Genomic DNA, 18,873 nt, shown 5'->3' with positions numbered 1-18,873 from the left:
TTTTTTCGAAAAATAGTTGCGATTGCGGCCCATCGGGTTACTATCGATTAATTAACCTTCTGATTTAAAATTTGATCTGGCTCACATGTCATCGATGCAATCCCCCGCAATTTTTACCGTTAGCCGCCTGAATCAGACGGTGCGCCTGCTGCTGGAACGAGAAGTTGGCCAGGTCTGGATCAGCGGTGAGATCTCAAACTTTACCCAGCCTGCTTCCGGTCACTGGTACTTCACGCTGAAGGATGATACTGCCCAGGTGCGCTGCGCGATGTTCCGCAACAGCAACCGTCGGGTGACCTTCCGTCCCCAGCACGGCCAGCAGATCCTGGTGCGCGCCAGCATTACGCTCTACGAGCCGCGCGGCGAATATCAGATCATTGTCGAGAGCATGCAGCCGGCAGGCGAAGGCCTGTTACAGCAGAAGTATGAGCAGCTAAAGGCCAAGCTGGCGGCAGAGGGACTGTTCGATCAGCAGAGCAAGCAGCCGCTCCCCTCCCCCGCTCACTGCGTGGGGGTGATCACCTCGAAAACCGGGGCCGCGCTGCACGATATTCTGCACGTGCTTAAACGTCGCGATCCCTCCCTGCCGGTGGTGATCTACCCTACCGCCGTACAAGGTGAAGACGCACCGGGACAGATCGTTCGCGCTATCGAGCTGGCGAACAGCCGTCAGGAGTGTGACGTGCTGATCGTCGGGCGCGGCGGCGGCTCGCTGGAGGATCTCTGGAGCTTCAACGACGAGCGCGTGGCGCGGGCGATTTTCACCAGCCGCATCCCCATCGTCAGCGCCGTCGGCCATGAAACCGACGTCACCATCGCCGATTTTGTGGCTGACCTGCGTGCGCCGACGCCGTCCGCCGCCGCAGAGATGGTCAGCCGCAACCAGCTTGAACTGCTGCGTCAGCTGCAAAGCGGCCAGCAGCGGCTGGAGATGGCGATGGATTACTATCTCGCGAATCGCACCCGTCGCTTTACCCAGCTGGAGCACCGCCTGCAACAGCAGCACCCGCAGCTGCGGCTGGCGCGTCAGCAAACCGTGCTTGAGCGCCTGCGCCAGCGGATAACCTACGCAATGGATAATCAGCTTAAGCGTTCAGGCCAGCGCCAGCAGCGGATGACCCAACGTCTGAACCAGCACTCTCCGCAGCCACGTATTCATCGCGCCCAGAACCGGGTGCAGCAGCTGGAGTACCGTCTGGCCCAGTTGATGAGCGCCAGACTCAGCGCTACCCGGGAACGCTTCGGTAATACGGTCACGCATCTGGAAGCGGTGAGCCCCCTCTCTACGCTGGCTCGCGGCTACAGCGTGACCACCGCAAAAGACGGCAACGTGTTGAAGCAGACCAAACAGGTGAAGGCCGGGGATCTCCTCACTACCCGCCTGGCTGATGGCTGGGTAGAAAGCGAAGTGAAAGGCGTGACCGTTGCTAAAAAAACCCGGGCACGCAAAAAACCTGACGCTAGCTAGCTCGCCTGATGCTTGCCGTCAGGCGTAACGGCAAGCATCACCCAGGACAGGCCAGAAAAAACAGCCAGTGCGCCAGCCGCACCGATGGTGCCATAGAGCTGTCCAAAGAGAACCGAGCCTGCTACCTGCCCAGCGGCCAGCATCAGAAAAGCAATACTGACGCCAGCCGCCGGTGAAGGTTGGGCAATAGCAGCGCCCTGTACCAGCAGCACGCCGGACAAAATGACATATCCTGCGCCACTCATCGCCACCACCGGAAAAAGCCACCCGCTAAAACCGTGGCTCACGGCCAGCGCGGCTAAAGACGCTGCCATAAAGAACTGCGATCCCCAGTAAACGCCCCGCATGCCGATACGTCTCGCTGCGGTACCGGTAAACACGGCAATAACGCCAGCCCCACCGCTCACCAGCCACAGGACGTTTGTCATCGCGCTATCCACGTTGGTGTGACGGTGAAGTAACTCAGGTCCGAAGCTCCACCATGCCGCGCTGGCAATGCCGCTAACAAAAGCAATAACCAACAGCCGAAACATGCCCGGCTTACGAAAGAGGATGCCCCAGCGCAGCGCTCCCTCTGTCGATGTAGACGCACTTTTAGGAAGAGTACGCCATGCCGCGATCAGGCATACCAGCGCCAGTAAAGCGAACGCTATACAAGCCACGCGCCATCCGCCCGGCATGAAAAACAGGATAGGGACAGAGAGGATGATGCCTCCGCTGGTCCCGGCATTAATCACCGTATTTACCTGCGTCTGCCGCTCAGGGGGAACCCTGTCGTTCACGGCTCCGGCAAGAGATGGGGAGGCCAGTCCAGAGCTAAGACCCGCAATAAACAGGCCGATCGCCAGCCAGAGCGGTGCCGCCGATAAGGCCAGGATAAGTAACCCGGCGGCGGCCACAATGGCGGCCAGCATGGCCGGGACGCGTGGACCGAAGTGGCTGGTCAAAGAGGAGGCGATGAAGACGGATAAGCAATATGCTACGTAGCTGCAGGCGGCAATTAACCCGGCAACCTCGGGCGTGAAAGGGATCTCCTGCCGAATATCGGGCAGCATGATCCCCCATGAAAATCTCGCCATCCCATAGGTTACGGCGATCAAAGCAAAGCCGGTTATTCCCAGCGCCACGTCTCTTTTCATTACGTTTCTCTTTTTATGAGTCGTTAAAAAACGTAAGTGCAAAGAGCCGATTGCGCAAATTTTGTGATTAGGCGTCAGACCTGACGAACTCGACGCGCTTTTTAGAGATCAGCCCGTGGCCGTGCTGGCAGAAGTAGTCCACGGCACCGCAGGCTTTGAGCACTTCTAATGGCTGATGGCAATCGGGGCAATGGGCTTCTAACGCCACATCCAGATTACAGTTTTCGCAATGTGCATGGGTGCCAACAAGTTCCATCGGCTTATCGCAGTTCGGACAGGTGAGTTGCATAACGCCTCCAGGTGTAGAGCAGTTAGCTCAGCGTTGGGGTTTAAAACTATGTCCCGTATAGGATATCACTTTCTACAACCTGTGATTCTGTAATCAGTAAGGTGCAGCATCAAGATGGATCCTAACGCTGTAGCCTACATTCCTGAAGGAATAGACATTTCCGCGAACGCGTAAATAGATCTGCCCATCTTTCACTTCTGCGTTAGCCTTATAGTCGTCAGCGATCATAATAGGCTCCACATCTTTTACATGCGCCATGAAATCATCAGGACTCTTCCTGGCATCATAGAGATAGTAACGGTATGTATCCTTTGAAAGTGAACTGGACGCCGCCTGGGTGATATACAGGGTCAGCTCATCGTTTACATTCATATTACCTTTCAGCTGTTCATATACGGTAAACAAATCGCGGAATTGATACGCCCAGAACCCAAAGATAAGCAAAATAAAGACAGCCCCTGTACGCCAGTTAAAACCCACACCTTCTCGCATAGTCGATCCCTGCTCGTATCCACGTTTGATCAACCGGATCATCACCATATGAGTCAACACTGTGGTATTTAGCAAATTCTACCGGGTCGCTTGTTCCAGCGACTATCTGCGCAGCGCCAGCCCCACGCAATAACACCCCGTTAGGGATACCTGCTGCCGCGCCGATAGCACCATAATGAAAGTTGCCGAAGTTAGCGTATTTCCTGTTGCCTTGCTTGTAATCCCATGGACCATGATTACGAACCATCATAAAAAACCATGTATAGGTCATTAGGTTAGCTCCACCATGGAACCGCGCAATCATCATATGACTTATAACGTCCACTCCGGGTGGCGAAAACGAAGATATATCATAAGGCGGTATGTAAGTTGGGATACGCATAATTAACGCTCAGCCCAACTGTCTGCGAATTGCAAATTGCCGTCGCAGTATTTCCAGATAATCTTATCGTAGCGTAGCTCCACCAACTCAAGATGGTTGTGCCTCTCTTTGGATGGGTCTTTAATGTCATGCATCAGCGGAGACACGGAGACAACCTTCACATTATACAACGTTATATTGTAATACTCCGCTTCCTGCCCAGCATAGTTGATTGCGTAGAACTTGAACTCTGCAGATTTTAGCGTTTGTCCAGTCGCCACAGCTTTCATCAGATATAGGGAAGATGAATCTATCTCTTTTTGAAATAATACCGGGGCATGCTGGCGGGTGCCTGTCACTTTTCCGGTAAAAGCATCGGTAGGCAAACGCAAGTTATGAGTAAAGCCAGTTACTTCAATACTGCCTTCCCGATCCTTTATGTCAGCAGACCCTTTGATATCTGCACCACCATCGTCTTTAAGCCATAAATAAATTGGAATAGCCATATCTAAAATATCCATATAGTTTAAAAGGGAAACTGAAATCACATGCTATATATAAGGATATTTCAAATGATGATGAGTGTGTTACTGGTTGTTAATTGTCCAAAAATGGAGTTGTGCTTCATTTTGAGTTTTACGGATACGAAAAAGCCCGCAGGATGCGGGCTGAATGGTAGTAATATGCGACACGATGTTACCGGAGCATAGCGCCTGCCCCGGTAACGTTGAGGTATTACCCGGCGTTAGTGGCCGGTTTAGCCTGCGCATTTTCCAGCATGCGACGGACCGGAATAATCAGAACGATCAGCACTGCGGCGCAGATCAGGAGGGCAACGGAGCAACGGGCGAAGAGATCCGGCAGCATATCAAGCTGGTCGGCCTTCACGTGACCGCCAATCAGGCCTGCCGCCAGGTTACCCAGTGCGCTTGCGCAGAACCACAGCCCCATCATCTGACCGCGCATCCTTTCCGGTGCCAGCAGGGTCATAGTTGCCAGACCAATCGGGCTGAGGCACAGCTCGCCGAGCGTCAGCATCAGAATGCTGCCCACCAGCCAGAACGGAGAGACGCCTGCCCCGCCGCTGTTCAGTACGTTCTGTGCCGCCAGCATCATCAGGCCAAAGCCTGCCGCCGCAAAGAGAATACCGATCACGAACTTGGTAATGCTGCTCGGGCGAATGTTCATGCTCGCCAGCTTCGGCCACGCCCAGCTGAATACCGGGGCCAGCAGAATGATGAACAGGGCGTTGATTGACTGGAACCACACGGCAGGGATTTCGAAATCACCGATCATGCGATTCGTATAGTCATTGGCGAACAGGTTGAACGAAGTCGGCTTCTGCTCAAACGCAGACCAGAAGAACGCCGCGGAGACCAGCAGGATAAAGCAGACCAGTAGTCGAGCGCGCTCTTTACGGTTCAGGCCAGCAAAGACAAACAGGTAGACGAAGTAGAGCGCTACCGATGCCGCAATCACGTAGACCAGCATGCTGGCGACCGCGACCGGGTTGATGACAATCACACCTTGGGCGATCAGCGTCACGACCACCGCCACCCCGAGTGCCAGCGCCAGCAGCCACATCCCCACGCCCTTTCTCTTTACTACCGGGCTATTCCAGGTGGAGTCCAGACCCACTTCGCTGTCGTAGCGTTTCATGGCCGGAACGGCAAACACGCGGAAGATAATCAACGCCACCAGCATCCCGATGCCGCCGATACCGAAGCCCCAGTGCCAGCCGTGGCTTTTAATCAGCCAACCCGAGATCAGCGGCGCAATGAAGGAGCCCATATTGATGCCCATGTAGAACAGCGAGAAACCGCCGTCGCGACGTGCATCGCCTTTCTTATACAGTGTGCCGACCATGACCGAGATACAGGTCTTGAACAGACCAGAGCCGAGCACGATGAACATCAGGCCAATAAAGAACAGGTTGTCGCCCATAAAGGCGGAGAGCGCAATCGACAGGTGGCCGAGGGCAATCAGGATCGAGCCATACCAGACCGCGCGCTGCTGGCCAAGCCAGTTATCTGCCAGCCAGCCACCCGGCAGCGCGGCAAGATACATAGTACCGGCAAAGATACCGACAATCGCGGAGGCGTTCTCACGTGCCAGCCCCATCCCGCCGTCATACACGGTGGCCGCCATAAACAGGATCAGCAGCGGACGAATGCCGTAAAACGAGAAACGCTCCCACATCTCGGTGAAGAACAGCGAGCCGAGCGGATAAGGATGGCCGAAGAACGTTCGGCTCTCTTGGTGATTAACAGAGGATTGCATATTTCTCCCGAAAGGTATGTCGTTGTGCAGGCAAACGCCGCGATATACGCCGATCAGTTACGTATCTGACCGATTATTTTACATGCGGCGAAGAGTTATATAACCATTTGATAATCTGGCGCTAGTTTTGTCTAGTACCAACCCCGGGACTTTAAGATGAAAACTCGACGTTTGTCTACTTTCTTAGATTTTAAGTTGGGCAGGAACGAATAGTGTTTGACACAGCGCAGGAAAATTTATGCTTTGAACAGACGTAAAACGCGTATTAGCTGGCAGGATAGAGTTGATGATCGGGATCGAGCCATACAATGTGGAATACATCACCGATGAAAAAGCCATGTACGCGCCCGTGTACATTACGTGACACCGCAAACTGATAGGGGGTATAGCTCTGAAACTGCTCGTTCAGGTGTGCAAATCCGTCAGGTTCAGAAGTCCTTACCCAATCTATACAATGCGATTTGAGTGCTGCGTTACGATTGGTGGTGAACTCCAACAATGTAAGGCTGGATATACCCTGAAGCCGCTCAATCACCTTACAGAAATAGGCAGCACTCTGCTTTGCAAAGCCAAACTTAGCATGGGCTGAATCAATATATTGAAAAGAGAAGCTTAAAGCCGCTCGGGCGTTTTATGGTTTTCTAACAACAATCCTGTCGCCTGAAGAGGGGATCTTTCCCGCTTTAATCCTCCCTCTGCTCACTGTTAAGCTTCCATCATGCTGCGATAAAACTCAGCGGTCTCTTTTTTATCCAGAACATGAGTACAAACGGCGCTGACGGCTAAATCTCCTCGAGCGCTAATCCACGGTTGCTCCTGATGCGTTAGCTGCTCCAGCTCATAAGCGGTATAGCCGCCGAACACCTGATAAATCTCATTCAGATGTTCAACGATGTTAACAGGAAGGTCCGGAAGCGCTATTTCAGCAGTGATAGGTTGCCATTTGTAGTCGGCAAAACGGGCATATAAATCTCTGGCTACCGGGCCATGTACCCAGGCTTCAAACCGTTCAGGCACTAATTCAGCCCCATCGTTCAAAGCCATGTACCAGGCATCGGCATAGTAAACCATTTTCTGCAGCTTAAGCGGCGTTATGACATCTCCGTGCTCTTGAGCAAAGCACAGCAGATAGTCCGCTACACTGTTTAGGGTTGTCACCGCCATGATTGCATCTCCTTTTGTAAGTCATTGATGACACATAGTTATTAGCTGCAACGATCGCATACTCGCAAAAATATCGCGAGTGAAACAGTGCTATCTCACCACCCAAAACCTTTATCTGCGAGCCAGGCCGAAAAATAAAAAAGCCCGCAATATGCGGGCTTAAAGATAGCGTTACGCTCAGGCCTGTTACTTGCCTTTCTTAATATGCTTGATCAAACGCTTACGCTTACGCATCTGGTTCGGGGTCAGGGTGTTGCGCTTGTTAGCGAACGGGTTATCCCCCTCTTTGAACTGGATACGGATCGGCGTACCCATGACGTCCAGCGATTTGCGGAAGTAGTTCATCAGGTAGCGCTTGTAGGAGTCCGGCAGGTCTTTCACCTGGTTGCCGTGGATCACCACGATTGGCGGGTTGTAACCACCGGCGTGGGCGTATTTCAGCTTCACACGGCGACCACGTACCAGCGGCGGCTGGTGATCTTCCGCAGCCATGTTCATGATGCGGGTCAGCATCGCGGTGCTCTGGCGGCGGGTCGAGCTGTCGTAAGCTTCACGCACGGATTCAAACAGGTTACCGACGCCGCTGCCGTGCAGGGCAGAGATAAAGTGCACGCGAGCAAAGTCGATGAAGCCCAGACGGAAATCGAGGGTCTCTTTAACCTGCTCTCTCACTTCATTGCTCAGACCGTCCCACTTGTTAACGACGATGACCAGCGAGCGGCCACTGTTGAGGATAAAGCCCAGCAGGGAGAGATCCTGATCGGAGATGCCTTCCCGGGCGTCGATCACCAGCATCACCACGTTGGCGTCTTCAATCGCCTGCAGGGTTTTGATTACCGAGAACTTCTCTACGGTATCGGTGATCTTGCCGCGCTTACGCACGCCTGCGGTATCAATCAGCACGTATTCGCGCTCGTCGCGCTGCATCGGGATGTAGATGCTGTCGCGGGTGGTGCCCGGCATGTCGTACACCACCACGCGATCTTCACCAAGAATGCGGTTGGTCAGGGTAGATTTACCGACGTTAGGACGACCAACGATAGCCAGCTTGATCGGCAGATCCAGCGGGTTAAAGTCATCTTCCGGCTCTTCAACTTCTTCACCGTTCTGCTCGGCTTCGAACTGCGCCCAGTAGGCCGCGTCTTCGTCCACCTCTTCCTCTTCACGCGGATCGATTTCCTGCATCCACGGTACCAGCACGTGCTCCAGCAGGCTGGTCACGCCGCGCCCGTGAGAGGCGGCAATCGGGTGGATCTCGCCCAGACCGAGGGAGTAGAAATCAAGGACTGCCTGATCGGGATCGAGGCCGTCGGTTTTGTTGGCGACCAGGAAGGTCGGTTTCTCACGCGAGCGCAGGTGCTTGGCAATGGCTTCATCGGCTGGCATCAGGCCAGCACGGGCATCCACCATAAACAGCACCACGTCTGCCTCTTCAATCGCCAGCAGAGACTGCTCGGCCATGCGGGTTTCAACGCCGTCTTCCGTACCGTCAATACCGCCGGTATCGATACAGATAAACTCGCGACCCTCGACTTCAGCCCGACCGTACTTACGGTCGCGCGTCAGCCCCGGGAAGTCCGCTACCAGCGCATCACGAGTACGCGTTAAGCGGTTAAAAAGGGTGGATTTGCCAACGTTCGGGCGTCCGACAAGCGCGACCACAGGAATCATGTTTAAAGCCTCATTCAAAAAATCATTGTCAACGCCGCCAATTCGCGCCGCTGGTAAATCAGTAAAAATTAAAAACAGTAAAACGGCCCCTGAAACAGGAGCCGTTTTTCAACGCCAACGACCGCCGTAATTAACGCGTAATCGCGTAGAGCGTACCGTCTTTCGCCTGGATCAGCAGTTTGCCATCGGCCACAACCGGCTCGGTCAGCAGACCGGAGCTGTCAACTTTCTGCTGCGCCACGAAACGTCCGTCTTCCGGATTGATCCAGTGCATGTAGCCTTCGCTATCACCCACTACGATGGATCCATTATACAACGCCGGAGAGGTCAGGTTACGGTGCAGCAGGTCGCTTTGTGTCCAGAGCGTGACGCCACCGTCAGTCGTCAGGGCCAATACGCGATCGTTCTGGTCAACCAGGTAGATGCGGTTGCCATCAACGATGAAATCATTCACCGAACCCAGCTCGCGTTTCCACATAATCTGGCCGCTGCGCAGATCCAGCGCGGTCAGGTTACCGTTGTAGGCCAGGGTATAGACCACGCCGTTCACCACTACCGGGGTGGTATCAACGTCGCTCAGACGGTCGATCTCCGTTGCGCCAGTGGCCTGGGAGATACGCTGCTGCCAAATCATCTGGCCCTCTTTCAGCATAACCGCGCTGACGCGACCGTTATCACCGCCGACAATCGCCGCACCAAAGGCCGGAGCCGGGGCAGACTCACCGCGCAGCGACAGGGCTGGCATGTCGAGGTTAACGGTCCACTTAACCAGACCATCGCTCTCGTTCAACGCCTGCAGCTGTCCGTTGCTGGTATGGATCAGCACCAGGCCGTCGCTCACTACCGGACGGGAGAGCACTTCCCCGGCGGCGGTGGTCTGCCAGGCCTGGGAGCCATCGTTGGTGTTCAGGGCATAAACCTGCGCCTTTTCACTGCCAACGTAGACGTGGCCGCCAGCCACCGTCAGGCCGCCGGAGAGCAGCGCTGGACGGGTAGAGAACCAGCCGCTCTTCTCGGCCAGGCTGATAGACCACACCTCTTTCCCATCATCTGCGTTGATGGCTTTCACCATCCCATGACGATCGGCAGCGTAAACCACGCTGTCAGCAAACGCCGGGTGCAGGTTAGAGTAGAAATCGCCAATGCCGTTGCCGACAGAGGTGCTCCACGCGGTAGACGGGTCAAACTGATTTTCAACCGTCGGCAGCGGAGACATTTTGACAACGTCTTCTTCGCCATTAAACAGAGAACAGCCACTCAGCAAGGTGACCGAAAGCAGCCCTGGCAGAAGTAATTTACGCAATTGCATCGGGTCCCTCTCAGATGGACAAATTATTGATTTTCATCTGCAACATTTCACTCAGCGCTGGCGAAGCGTCGCTTTTCGCGCCCGTTTCCCAGGCGCTGCGAGCACCTTGTTTATCGCCCTTGCTGAGCAGGGCTTCGCCGCGCAGATCGGCTACGATGGCCGTCCAGCCTTCACCCTTAATGGACTCCAGGGTTTTCAGCGCCGCATCGGCCTGCTTCAGCTGTACCTGAACACGCGCCAGGCGCAGGTTGATCACCGCTTTCAGATTCTCATCGCTGGCGGCAGCCAGACCCTGCTGCAGCTGCGCTGCGGCTTTATCCAGCTGGTTGCTCTCGACAAACTGCTGGGCCAGCTCAAGGGAGGCAAAGGCACCATAGGTGTTTTTGGTATCAGCAGCAAACTTCTCTGCGGCCGCCAGCGTCTCTGGCTTATCCGCCCGCAGCGCCGAGACGGCATTTTCATAGGCATACGATGATTCACGCACGGAATCATCCTGATGGCTCGCCCAGTAGCGCCAGCCTACCAGCGCGCCAACGCCTAAAATAACCCCAACGGCCAGCGCTTTGCCATTCTCGGCAAAGAAGCGTTTAATCGCATCAACCTGGTCGTGCTCGTTCTCGTAGATTTCCACGCAGTCCTTCTCCTAAACGATAATTCCCCGGGGAGATTAACCCAGTAGTGTGCGCAAATGCGCGGCAACGCTATCCTGCGCTACGGTCGTCTGCTCACCAGAGCGTAAATCTTTCACCACCACGTTACCGTCAGCCACTTCCGACTCACCCAGCACCAGCGCGACGCGAGCCCCCCACTTGTCGGCACGGGCAAGCTGTTTCTTGAAGTTGCCGCCGCCGTGGTTGGTCATCAATTTTACCTCAGGCACAGCATCGCGAACCCGCTCAGCCAGCTGCAGCGCAGCGGCCTGCGTGTCCGTACCCGACGCGACCAGGTATATATCGACAACGGGATCGGCATTAAATTCCGGATTAACTGCCTGAACTAACAAAACAAGTCGCTCGAGGCCCATCGCAAAGCCAACCGCTGGCGTTGCGCGTCCGCCGAGCTGCTCAACCAGGCCGTCGTAGCGGCCGCCTGCGCAGACCGTGCCCTGCGAGCCGAGGCTGGTAGTCACCCACTCAAAGACGGTGCGGTTGTAGTAGTCGAGGCCGCGCACCAGGCGCTGGTTTACGGTATAGGCAATGCCTGCCGCGTCCAGCAGTTTACACAGACCGGCAAAGTGCTCGCGAGAATCGTCGTCCAGGTAGTCACCCAGCGCCGGAGCGTCGTTTAACAGCTGCTGCACGTCCGGGTTCTTTGAGTCCAGCACGCGCAGCGGGTTGCTGTACATGCGGCGCTTGCAGTCTTCGTCGAGCTTATCTTTGTGCTGCTCAAGGAACGCGACCAGCGCATCGCGGTAGTTGGCACGCGCCTCCAGCGAGCCGATGGAGTTCAGCTCCAGGCTAACGTGATCGGCGATGCCCAGCGCACGCCACCAGCGGGCGGTGAGCAGGATCAGCTCGGCGTCGATATCCGGGCCCTGCAGGCCAAAGACTTCGCAGCCCAGCTGATGGAACTGGCGGTAGCGCCCTTTCTGCGGACGCTCGTAGCGGAACATCGGCCCGACGTACCACAGACGCTGCTCCTGATTGTACAGGAGACCATGTTCGATGCCGGCGCGTACGCAGCCCGCCGTACCTTCCGGACGCAGCGTCAGGCTATCGCCGTTGCGGTCGTCAAAGGTATACATCTCTTTTTCAACCACGTCGGTCACTTCACCGATGGCGCGTTTGAATAACGGGGTCTGCTCTACAATCGGCAAGCGGATTTCACTGTAACCGTAGCTGCCGAGCACGTTCTTAAGTGTGCCTTCAATGCGCTGCCAGATGGCGGTGTCGCCTGGCAGGTAATCGTTCATGCCGCGAATGGCTTGAATATTCTTTGCCACGTTTATTCTCTTTATAAATATAAAAATGAACCCTCAGGGCAAACCCGAACGTGCGGGCCCTGCGGGTTCAATCATACACGGGAAGCCAGCCGCTTCCCAGCTACGTTATTTTTCCAGCTGCTGAACGTCAATGCGGCGGGCTTCATCAAGCATGGAGGCCTTGGCGCGGATGCGGGCTTCCAGCTGGGCGATCATGTCGCCGTTGTCCAGCCGGTCTTTGCGCACGCCGTCTTCGTACAGGCCGCTCTTCTTGTTGCCGCCGGTTACGCCGAGGGTGGAGACCAGCGCTTCGCCCGGTCCATTCACCACGCAGCCGATGATGGAGACGTCCATCGGGGTGATGATATCTTCCAGGCGCTGCTCAAGGGCATTCACCGTGCCGATAACGTCAAACTCCTGACGGGAGCAGGTTGGGCAGGCGATAAAGTTAATGCCACGGGAGCGGATGCGCAGGGACTTGAGGATATCGAAACCGACTTTGATCTCTTCAACCGGATCTGCCGCCAGTGAGATACGCAGCGTGTCGCCGATCCCTTCCGAGAGCAGCAGTCCGAGACCAATGGCTGACTTCACCGAGCCTGCACGTGCGCCACCGGCTTCGGTGATCCCGAGGTGCAGGGGCTGATCGATCTGCTTCGCCAGCAGGCGGTAGGATTCAACGGCGAGGAAGACGTCGGACGCTTTGACGCTCACTTTGAACTGGTCGAAGTTGAGACGATCCAGATGATCCACATGGCGCATGGCGGACTCCAGCAGCGCCTGCGGCGTCGGCTCACCATACTTCTCCTGCAGATCCTTCTCCAGCGATCCGGCGTTAACGCCGATGCGGATCGGAATGTTTTTGTCTCGTGCGCAGTCAACAACGGTGCGAATACGCTCTTCGTTACCGATGTTGCCCGGGTTGATACGTAGGCAGTCGACGCCGTACTCCGCCACCTTCAGCGCAATACGGTAGTCAAAGTGGATATCCGCGACCAGCGGAACGCTAACCTGCTGTTTGATGAGCTTAAAGGCTTCCGCCGCGTCCATGGTCGGCACGGAGACACGGACGATATCCGCGCCAACGCGCTCAAGGGCTTTGATCTGGTTGACCGTCGCTTCCACATCCGTGGTGCGCGTATTGGTCATTGACTGAACGGCGATAGGAGCGCCATCGCCGATAGGTACATTCCCCACGTAGATGCGTTTCGATTTTCTACGCTGAATAGGGGCCTGGTTATGCATTGAAAACTCTCCCGCGTTGCCCGTCAGTTACTGAGCTGCTGATTGTTCGGCATTGAGGGTCAGGCGCGCAACCTGGTTACTTCTGATAAAGCGGCTCAGATCGACGGGCTTGCCCTGGAACTGGATCTGCACGGCTGACGGTGCACCAATTTTTAACTTATAAGGGGTCTGACCGGCCAGGTTCAGGCTGGCACCGCTACGCTGGATGCCGCTGAACAGCTTCTTGCCGGTGGCGTCGATCACTTCCAGCCAACAGTCGGCGGTAAAGGTCATCGCCAGCGCGTTGGCATCAACGGTATTTGTCACGCCCGCCTGATCGGTCGGCAGCGGCGCTGCGTCCGGTGCGGTATTCGCCGCTGGCGCAGCGGTTGCCGCAGGGGCAGCCACGGCGTCAACGTTAGCCTGGGACGGAGAGACCACGGCGTTTTGCGCGTTAGTCTGTGCCGGCGCGGTAGTCGCTGCTGCTGGCGGCGTCTGGGCCGCTACGTCGGCAGGTGCGGTACCGGTGGTCTGCGCGTCAGCAGGCTCGGCCGGATCGGTATTCAGAGGGACGCTTTGCGTTTCGTTGTTACTCGCGCTCAGTTCAGCAGAGGATTGATCGGCCATCGTGCTGATCTCCTCCTGCTGGGCTTTGTGGTTCTGCCACCACCATGCGCCGGTCAGGCCAACCACGACAAAGACAATCAGCCAGGTGATGCTCGACAGCCAGCCATCGCGCTTCTTACGGCGTTTGCCAAGAGAAAAAGAGTGCATCGGGGCGACCTTTGCCGCTCTGACCGGTGCCTGTTTTTCCATCATTGGCAGCAGCTCTTCTTCCGGGATGTGCACGAGGCGTGCATAGGAGCGGATATAGCCCCGCAGGAAGGTAGAAGCCAGTTCGGCAGGCGCTTTGTCTTCTTCGATATCGCGAACGGTGGAAACCTTGAGGCACAGGCGTTCAGCGACCGCTTGTTGGCTTAGCCCAAGCTGCTCGCGGGCGTTGCGCAGGCGGACGCCAGTGGTTTGTGTTGCATTTAGGTCTTGAGTGGCTTCAGTATTCATTCGCTACAGCTGCTGGTACGTGAAATGTAAAATCAGGTGCCGGTAAGTCACAATGCCCACCCGCACCGCGAAACTTCTGGGTCAGTTAACCTTAGACCGACAGTATAGAGCTGTCAGGCCGGGGATAACAGAACAGCTTTTACCTCGTGGGCTAAACTGTTGTTCCATCGTTACATACTGCCTCAATCACGACGGAAACGCACCGTAATTATTTATCGAAACTGTATATTTGAGTAAGTTACGCCACGCGATTATGCTGCACGATCCCGCTTCGGGACCGTGCAGAAAGCATAATTAGACGGCTTTAACCGAAATTGGCTCGCCCTGCATACGCTTGCGCAGGGTGCGCTTGGTACGGTCAATCACCTCACCCGCCAGCTGGCCGCAGGCAGCGTCGATATCATCACCGCGGGTTTTACGCACGATAGTGGTAAAACCATACTCCATCAGCACCTTAGAGAAGCGATCGATACGGCTGTTTGAGCTACGGCCATACGGCGCGCCGGGGAACGGGTTCCATGGGATCAGGTTGATCTTGCACGGGGTGTTCTTCAGCACTTCCGCCAGCTGGTGCGCATGCTCGGTACCGTCGTTGACGTGATCCAGCATAACGTACTCAATGGTGACGCGGCCCTGGTTAGCGTTGGATTTGCTAATGTAGCGGCGAACGGCATCAAGGAAGGTTTCGATATTGTACTTTTTGTTGATCGGCACAATTTCGTCACGGATCTCGTCCGTCGGCGCGTGGAGCGAAATCGCCAGCGCCACGTCGATCATATCGCCCAGCTTGTCCAGCGCAGGCACAACGCCAGAGGTGGACAGGGTCACGCGGCGCTTGGAGAGGCCAAAGCCAAAATCATCCAACATGATCTCCATCGCCGGAACGACGTTGTTCAGGTTGAGCAGCGGCTCGCCCATGCCCATCATCACCACGTTGGTGATTGGACGCGTGCCGGTCACTTTTGCCGCGCCGACGATTTTCGCCGCACGCCACACCTGGCCAATGATCTCGGATACCCGCAGGTTACGGTTAAAGCCCTGCTGGGCGGTAGAGCAGAATTTACACTCCAGAGCACAGCCGACCTGGGAGGAGACGCACAGCGTGGCGCGATCCTCTTCCGGGATATAGACCGTCTCAACGCGCTGATCGCCCACCGCGATCGCCCATTTAATGGTGCCGTCGGTAGAGCGCTGCTCTTCAACAACTTCCGGGGCGCGGATCTCCGCGACCTCTTTGAGCTTGTTACGCAGCGCCTTGTTGATATCGGTCATATCGTCAAAGTTGTCGCTGCAGTAGTGGTACATCCACTTCATCACCTGGTCGGCACGGAACGGCTTTTCGCCCAGGTTTTTGAAAAATTCGCGCATCTGCTGACGGTTGAGATCCAGCAGGTTGATTTTTCCATTTTTATTTGGAACCGCAGGAATGACGACTTCGGTGGTATTGACTAATTCAGACATAATTTTTTCCGGCCTCGTTGTTACACGTTATGGCCCCTGGAGGGTTGAAAAGAAACGCCCCGGAAAGCAGTTTGCTCATCCGGGGCGCTGCATTGTACAAATTCTACTGCACCAATGCCACGTCTGTCGGCGGCATTAGCGAAATAATTAACGCGTGCGCGGGCAGACTTCGTTCTCACCGAAGAAGAAGGCGATTTCACGGGTAGCAGACTCAACGGAGTCAGAACCGTGGGTGCCGTTCTCGGTGAAGCTGTCAGCGTAGTCGGCGCGCAGGGTACCGGCCAGCGCGTTATCCGGGTTGGTCGCACCCAGCAGATCGCGGTGACGCTGTACGGCGTTTTCGCCTTCCAGCACGGATACTACGATCGGGCCAGAGGTCATGAACTCAACCAGACCGTCAAAGAATGGGCGACCTTCGTGCTCAGCGTAAAAACCGCGAGCCTGCTCAACGGTCAGATGCAGCATTTTGGTGCCAACGATTTTGAACCCAGCGGATTCAAAGCGTGCAAAGATGCTGCCAATAACGTTTTTTGCCACCGCGTTCGGCTTGATGATGGAAAAAGTACGTTCAATTGCCATGATAACCTCTGTTATGTATTTGTTGTCGTGCATACACCCGTATGACCTGGCGCGAATTATAGAGAGCTACGCCACCCTTGCCTATGGATGAAGATAACATTTTTTTAAAATAAGATGAGTTTTAGCAACCTCAAGCCGCAAACTGGCGCTACAGCACCCGAAAAAGCACCGTTGCGGTCTGTCCCACTCCATCCATCACGACCAATTGATACTCCCCCCGCTTCTCCAGACGCAGGCTTAACGCTCGTCCGTGGTTGTCTAACGGCTCGCCGTTGATAAACCACCAGCGCTCCCCCTCCCCGCCCAACGCCTGTAACGGCAGGGAGACGAATGCCTCGCCGGGGAGCCGCTTCACTACCGCCCCGTCCCTTACGCCAGTGAGCAGTAGCGGAGGCGGATACTCCTGCTGACGCGGCGGGCAGCTAACTGAAGGCGCAGGCAGGCGTGCGGTGCGGCGCTCGCTGGCGGGGAGCCACGGCTCCAGCGGCAGGGGCCACACCACCAGGGTCTGCTCCTGTGCCTCCGCGCAGTCCGCCGCCACGCGCTGGCCCTGGGCATTGAGCCAGACCGGGAAGCGGATCCCGCGGATGCCCTCCTGCTGGGGCAGTAAAAGCGTCGGCGGCTCGCTCTTGTCCAGCAGCCAGGTGGCGAGACGGCGGCGGCAGTTGCTATCCCCGGCGGGCAGGCTTTGACCACCGGGCCAGCAGATGACGCCCCGGCTGACCGACTCAGGACGCGGATCGCGCGGCTGGCGGGCCACCTCCAGCGCCGAGTGGGCCTGTAGCATATTGTTGACCTGGTTCAGCATCGGCACGGCGCTGGCGAAGCCAAACTGTCCGGCGACCGGGGTACCGTCAGGCCGCCCGGTCCAGATGCCAATCACGTAGCGGGCGTTGATGCCCACCGCCCATGCATCCCGGTAGCCGTAGCTGGTGCCGGTTTTCCACGCAAGAGGGACAACCTGACCAAGATCCGCATCGGGAAGCGGCTGCGCCTGAGAGGCGAGAATACGGCGAATAATCCATGCCGCCCCCGGCGACAGTAGCGGTCGCTCCACCAGCGGATCGTCCGGCTGGAGGCGTAAAAACCCGGCCTTGCCGTGGCGGGCAAAGGCGCTGTAGGCGGCGGTGATGTCGGCCAGCGTCGCCCCTGCCCCGCCGAGGATCAGCGACAGGTTCGGCTCGGCCCCGGCGGGCAGGGTCAGCGGCAGCCCGGCGTTGCGCAGGCGGGCAGCGAAGCGTTTCGGGCCATACGCCTCCAGCACCTGCACCGCGGGCAGATTGAGCGAGCGGACCAGGGCTTCGCTCATGCTGACCGGACCGTGAAAGCCGCTATCAAAGTTACCGGGGCGGTAATCTTCCGCCAGCCGGGGAACGTCCTGCAAAAGCGACGCCGGATGGATCAGCCCCTCGTCCATCGCCAGCCCATAGACCAGGGGATCGCACGGCGGTGACCATATCCACATGGCTGAAGCGGCTGTCGTCGTTAATATCCACAGAACCAACCCAGCCGCGCACCTTCATGGTGGTGTGATCGACAACGATCATCGCCAGTGAGCTGCGCAGCGGCAGCTGCGGCTTGACGTTGAGCGCCAGCGCCTCCAGCTGCCGTTGCAGCGTGGCGTCGAGAGTTGTGACAATTTTGCTCTGTTTATCTTTGCCCGCTACCCGCCGGGCGAACAACGGCGCAAGCTGGGGCATCTGCCGGGGCGCGAGCCAGACCGGCTCCTCGCGGGACTCATGCACCTGCTGCGCCGACCAGACCTGCTGTGATGCCATGCGCTCCAGCACCTTATCCCGCGCCGCCTGCGCCCGCTCGGGCCAGCGATCCGGACGCAGGCGGCTCGGAGCCTGGGGCAGCACCGCCAGCAAAGCGGCCTCGGCATAGCTCAGCTGCGCCGGGGATTTACCAAGGTAGGCCCAGCTGGCCGCACCCACGCCCTGCAGGGTGCCGCCGAAGGGGGCGCGATTGAGATAGAGGGTCAAAATTTCGCGCTTGGAGAGATGCCACTCCAGCTGGAGCGCGTGCCACAGCTGGCGTATCTTGCCACCGAAGGTGCGCGGATGGGGATCGAGCAGCCGGGCAACCTGCATGGTCAGGGTGCTGCCCCCGGAAACCACCCTGGCCGAGCGCAGATCCTGCCAGGCGGCGCGGGCAATCGCCAGCGGGTTGACCCCAGGATGCGTCCAGAACCAGCGATCTTCATACTGGATCAGCGCCTGCAGATAGCGCGGGGACACCTCTTCAATGGTCACCGGATAGCGCCAGATGCCGTCAGCGTCGGCAAAGCGCCACAGCGGCGTGCCGTCTTCGGCCACCACCACCCGCGCCGGATTAACCTCGGCGAGGGGCAGCGGCCAGATCCGATCCGCAAGCAGCAATATGATAAGCAGAGCAGCCAGCGCCCCCGGCAGCAACAGCCAGCGAGAGCACCCTGTACGACCACGTTTCAC

General features: G+C 56.9%; 16 protein-coding genes and 1 pseudogene. 1 reads left to right on the top strand and 16 read right to left on the bottom strand.

The features are described from left to right. Nucleotides 1–85 precede the first annotated feature (85 nt). Nucleotides 86–1,468: an exodeoxyribonuclease VII large subunit gene (gene xseA / locus RTP97_RS08180; protein WP_312412510.1), complete on the top strand. Its 1,383-nt coding sequence runs from the start codon at nucleotides 86–88 to the stop codon at nucleotides 1,466–1,468. Here the strand turns inward: xseA and RTP97_RS08175 are convergent. From RTP97_RS08175 to pbpC, 16 genes and pseudogenes are all read right to left on the bottom strand, one after another. Continuing rightward, nucleotides 1,465–2,607: an MFS transporter gene (locus RTP97_RS08175; RefSeq protein WP_312412507.1), complete on the bottom strand. Its 1,143-nt coding sequence runs from the start codon at nucleotides 2,605–2,607 to the stop codon at nucleotides 1,465–1,467. The two genes, xseA and RTP97_RS08175, sit on opposite strands and share 4 nt — an antisense overlap. A 67-nt stretch (nucleotides 2,608–2,674) precedes the next feature. Then, nucleotides 2,675–2,896, bottom strand: a complete 222-nt coding sequence (locus tag RTP97_RS08170; RefSeq protein WP_312412505.1) for a zinc ribbon domain-containing protein — start codon at nucleotides 2,894–2,896, stop codon at nucleotides 2,675–2,677. Between the two features lie 93 nt (nucleotides 2,897–2,989). Next, nucleotides 2,990–3,388, bottom strand: coding sequence for a hypothetical protein (locus tag RTP97_RS08165; RefSeq protein WP_312412503.1), 399 nt, complete (start codon nucleotides 3,386–3,388; stop codon nucleotides 2,990–2,992). Then, nucleotides 3,366–3,659: a polymorphic toxin type 44 domain-containing protein gene (locus tag RTP97_RS08160; RefSeq protein ID WP_312412500.1), complete on the bottom strand. Its 294-nt coding sequence runs from the start codon at nucleotides 3,657–3,659 to the stop codon at nucleotides 3,366–3,368. The genes RTP97_RS08165 and RTP97_RS08160 overlap by 23 nt, the downstream gene beginning before the upstream one ends. Before the next feature lie 113 nt (nucleotides 3,660–3,772). Continuing rightward, entirely contained in the window at nucleotides 3,773–4,255 is a 483-nt protein-coding gene (locus RTP97_RS08155) for a type VI secretion system tube protein TssD (protein WP_312412498.1), read from the bottom strand. A 229-nt stretch (nucleotides 4,256–4,484) separates the two neighbouring features. Then, on the bottom strand, nucleotides 4,485–6,029 hold the full coding sequence (locus RTP97_RS08150; RefSeq protein ID WP_312412495.1) for a peptide MFS transporter: 1,545 nt from the start codon (nucleotides 6,027–6,029) through the stop codon (nucleotides 4,485–4,487). 705 nt (nucleotides 6,030–6,734) lie between these two features. Further along, a complete protein-coding gene (locus RTP97_RS08145) occupies nucleotides 6,735–7,193 on the bottom strand; it encodes a Panacea domain-containing protein (RefSeq protein WP_312412493.1) in 459 nt (152 codons plus the stop codon). 186 nt (nucleotides 7,194–7,379) lie between these two features. Beyond that, entirely contained in the window at nucleotides 7,380–8,864 is a 1,485-nt protein-coding gene (gene der / locus RTP97_RS08140) for a ribosome biogenesis GTPase Der (RefSeq protein WP_103818871.1), read from the bottom strand. 130 nt (nucleotides 8,865–8,994) lie between these two features. Next, complete coding sequence (gene bamB / locus RTP97_RS08135) at nucleotides 8,995–10,173, bottom strand: outer membrane protein assembly factor BamB (protein ID WP_312412491.1); 1,179 nt, start codon at nucleotides 10,171–10,173, stop codon at nucleotides 8,995–8,997. A gap of 10 nt (nucleotides 10,174–10,183) precedes the next feature. Further along, nucleotides 10,184–10,804 (bottom strand): YfgM family protein, encoded by a 621-nt coding sequence (locus RTP97_RS08130; protein WP_312212695.1) that lies wholly within the window; start codon nucleotides 10,802–10,804, stop codon nucleotides 10,184–10,186. Nucleotides 10,805–10,840: 36 nt separating this feature from the next. Further along, nucleotides 10,841–12,115 carry a histidine--tRNA ligase gene (hisS, locus tag RTP97_RS08125; RefSeq protein WP_312412490.1) on the bottom strand — a complete coding sequence of 425 codons (1,275 nt, stop codon included), beginning with the start codon at nucleotides 12,113–12,115 and terminating at the stop codon, nucleotides 10,841–10,843. 105 nt (nucleotides 12,116–12,220) lie between these two features. Next, nucleotides 12,221–13,339, bottom strand: coding sequence for a flavodoxin-dependent (E)-4-hydroxy-3-methylbut-2-enyl-diphosphate synthase (ispG, locus tag RTP97_RS08120; RefSeq protein WP_312229603.1), 1,119 nt, complete (start codon nucleotides 13,337–13,339; stop codon nucleotides 12,221–12,223). 27 nt (nucleotides 13,340–13,366) lie between these two features. Continuing rightward, nucleotides 13,367–14,380 carry a cytoskeleton protein RodZ gene (gene rodZ / locus RTP97_RS08115; RefSeq protein WP_312412489.1) on the bottom strand — a complete coding sequence of 338 codons (1,014 nt, stop codon included), beginning with the start codon at nucleotides 14,378–14,380 and terminating at the stop codon, nucleotides 13,367–13,369. A gap of 294 nt (nucleotides 14,381–14,674) precedes the next feature. Next, nucleotides 14,675–15,841 (bottom strand): bifunctional tRNA (adenosine(37)-C2)-methyltransferase TrmG/ribosomal RNA large subunit methyltransferase RlmN, encoded by a 1,167-nt coding sequence (locus RTP97_RS08110; RefSeq protein WP_312412487.1) that lies wholly within the window; start codon nucleotides 15,839–15,841, stop codon nucleotides 14,675–14,677. Between the two features lie 147 nt (nucleotides 15,842–15,988). Next, nucleotides 15,989–16,420: a nucleoside-diphosphate kinase gene (gene ndk, locus RTP97_RS08105; protein ID WP_312212698.1), complete on the bottom strand. Its 432-nt coding sequence runs from the start codon at nucleotides 16,418–16,420 to the stop codon at nucleotides 15,989–15,991. 148 nt (nucleotides 16,421–16,568) lie between these two features. Continuing rightward, nucleotides 16,569–18,873 (bottom strand): annotated as a pseudogene (gene pbpC, locus RTP97_RS08100) (peptidoglycan glycosyltransferase PbpC).

It is taken from the genome of Pseudescherichia sp., from assembly GCF_031998825.1.
In the GTDB taxonomy this organism is placed as follows: domain Bacteria; phylum Pseudomonadota; class Gammaproteobacteria; order Enterobacterales; family Enterobacteriaceae; genus Pseudescherichia.
The sequence above is the reverse complement of the archived record's forward strand: the minus strand, read 5'-3'. Positions and strand labels throughout refer to the sequence as shown.

Excerpts from the sequence above, each read along its gene's own strand:
- ispG (WP_312229603.1), bottom strand. The coding sequence starts at position 13,339 with ATGCATAACCAGGCCCCTATTCAGCGTAGAAAATCGAAACGCATCTAC.
- xseA (WP_312412510.1), top strand. The coding sequence starts at position 86 with ATGTCATCGATGCAATCCCCCGCAATTTTTACCGTTAGCCGCCTGAAT.
- rodZ (WP_312412489.1), bottom strand. The coding sequence starts at position 14,380 with ATGAATACTGAAGCCACTCAAGACCTAAATGCAACACAAACCACTGGC.
- RTP97_RS08160 (WP_312412500.1), bottom strand. The coding sequence starts at position 3,659 with ATGACCTATACATGGTTTTTTATGATGGTTCGTAATCATGGTCCATGG.
- RTP97_RS08155 (WP_312412498.1), bottom strand. The coding sequence starts at position 4,255 with ATGGCTATTCCAATTTATTTATGGCTTAAAGACGATGGTGGTGCAGAT.
- RTP97_RS08145 (WP_312412493.1), bottom strand. The coding sequence starts at position 7,193 with ATGGCGGTGACAACCCTAAACAGTGTAGCGGACTATCTGCTGTGCTTT.
- der (WP_103818871.1), bottom strand. The coding sequence starts at position 8,864 with ATGATTCCTGTGGTCGCGCTTGTCGGACGCCCGAACGTTGGCAAATCC.
- ndk (WP_312212698.1), bottom strand. The coding sequence starts at position 16,420 with ATGGCAATTGAACGTACTTTTTCCATCATCAAGCCGAACGCGGTGGCA.
- RTP97_RS08110 (WP_312412487.1), bottom strand. The coding sequence starts at position 15,841 with ATGTCTGAATTAGTCAATACCACCGAAGTCGTCATTCCTGCGGTTCCA.
- RTP97_RS08150 (WP_312412495.1), bottom strand. The coding sequence starts at position 6,029 with ATGCAATCCTCTGTTAATCACCAAGAGAGCCGAACGTTCTTCGGCCAT.
- RTP97_RS08165 (WP_312412503.1), bottom strand. The coding sequence starts at position 3,388 with ATGCGAGAAGGTGTGGGTTTTAACTGGCGTACAGGGGCTGTCTTTATT.
- bamB (WP_312412491.1), bottom strand. The coding sequence starts at position 10,173 with ATGCAATTGCGTAAATTACTTCTGCCAGGGCTGCTTTCGGTCACCTTG.
- RTP97_RS08175 (WP_312412507.1), bottom strand. The coding sequence starts at position 2,607 with ATGAAAAGAGACGTGGCGCTGGGAATAACCGGCTTTGCTTTGATCGCC.
- RTP97_RS08170 (WP_312412505.1), bottom strand. The coding sequence starts at position 2,896 with ATGCAACTCACCTGTCCGAACTGCGATAAGCCGATGGAACTTGTTGGC.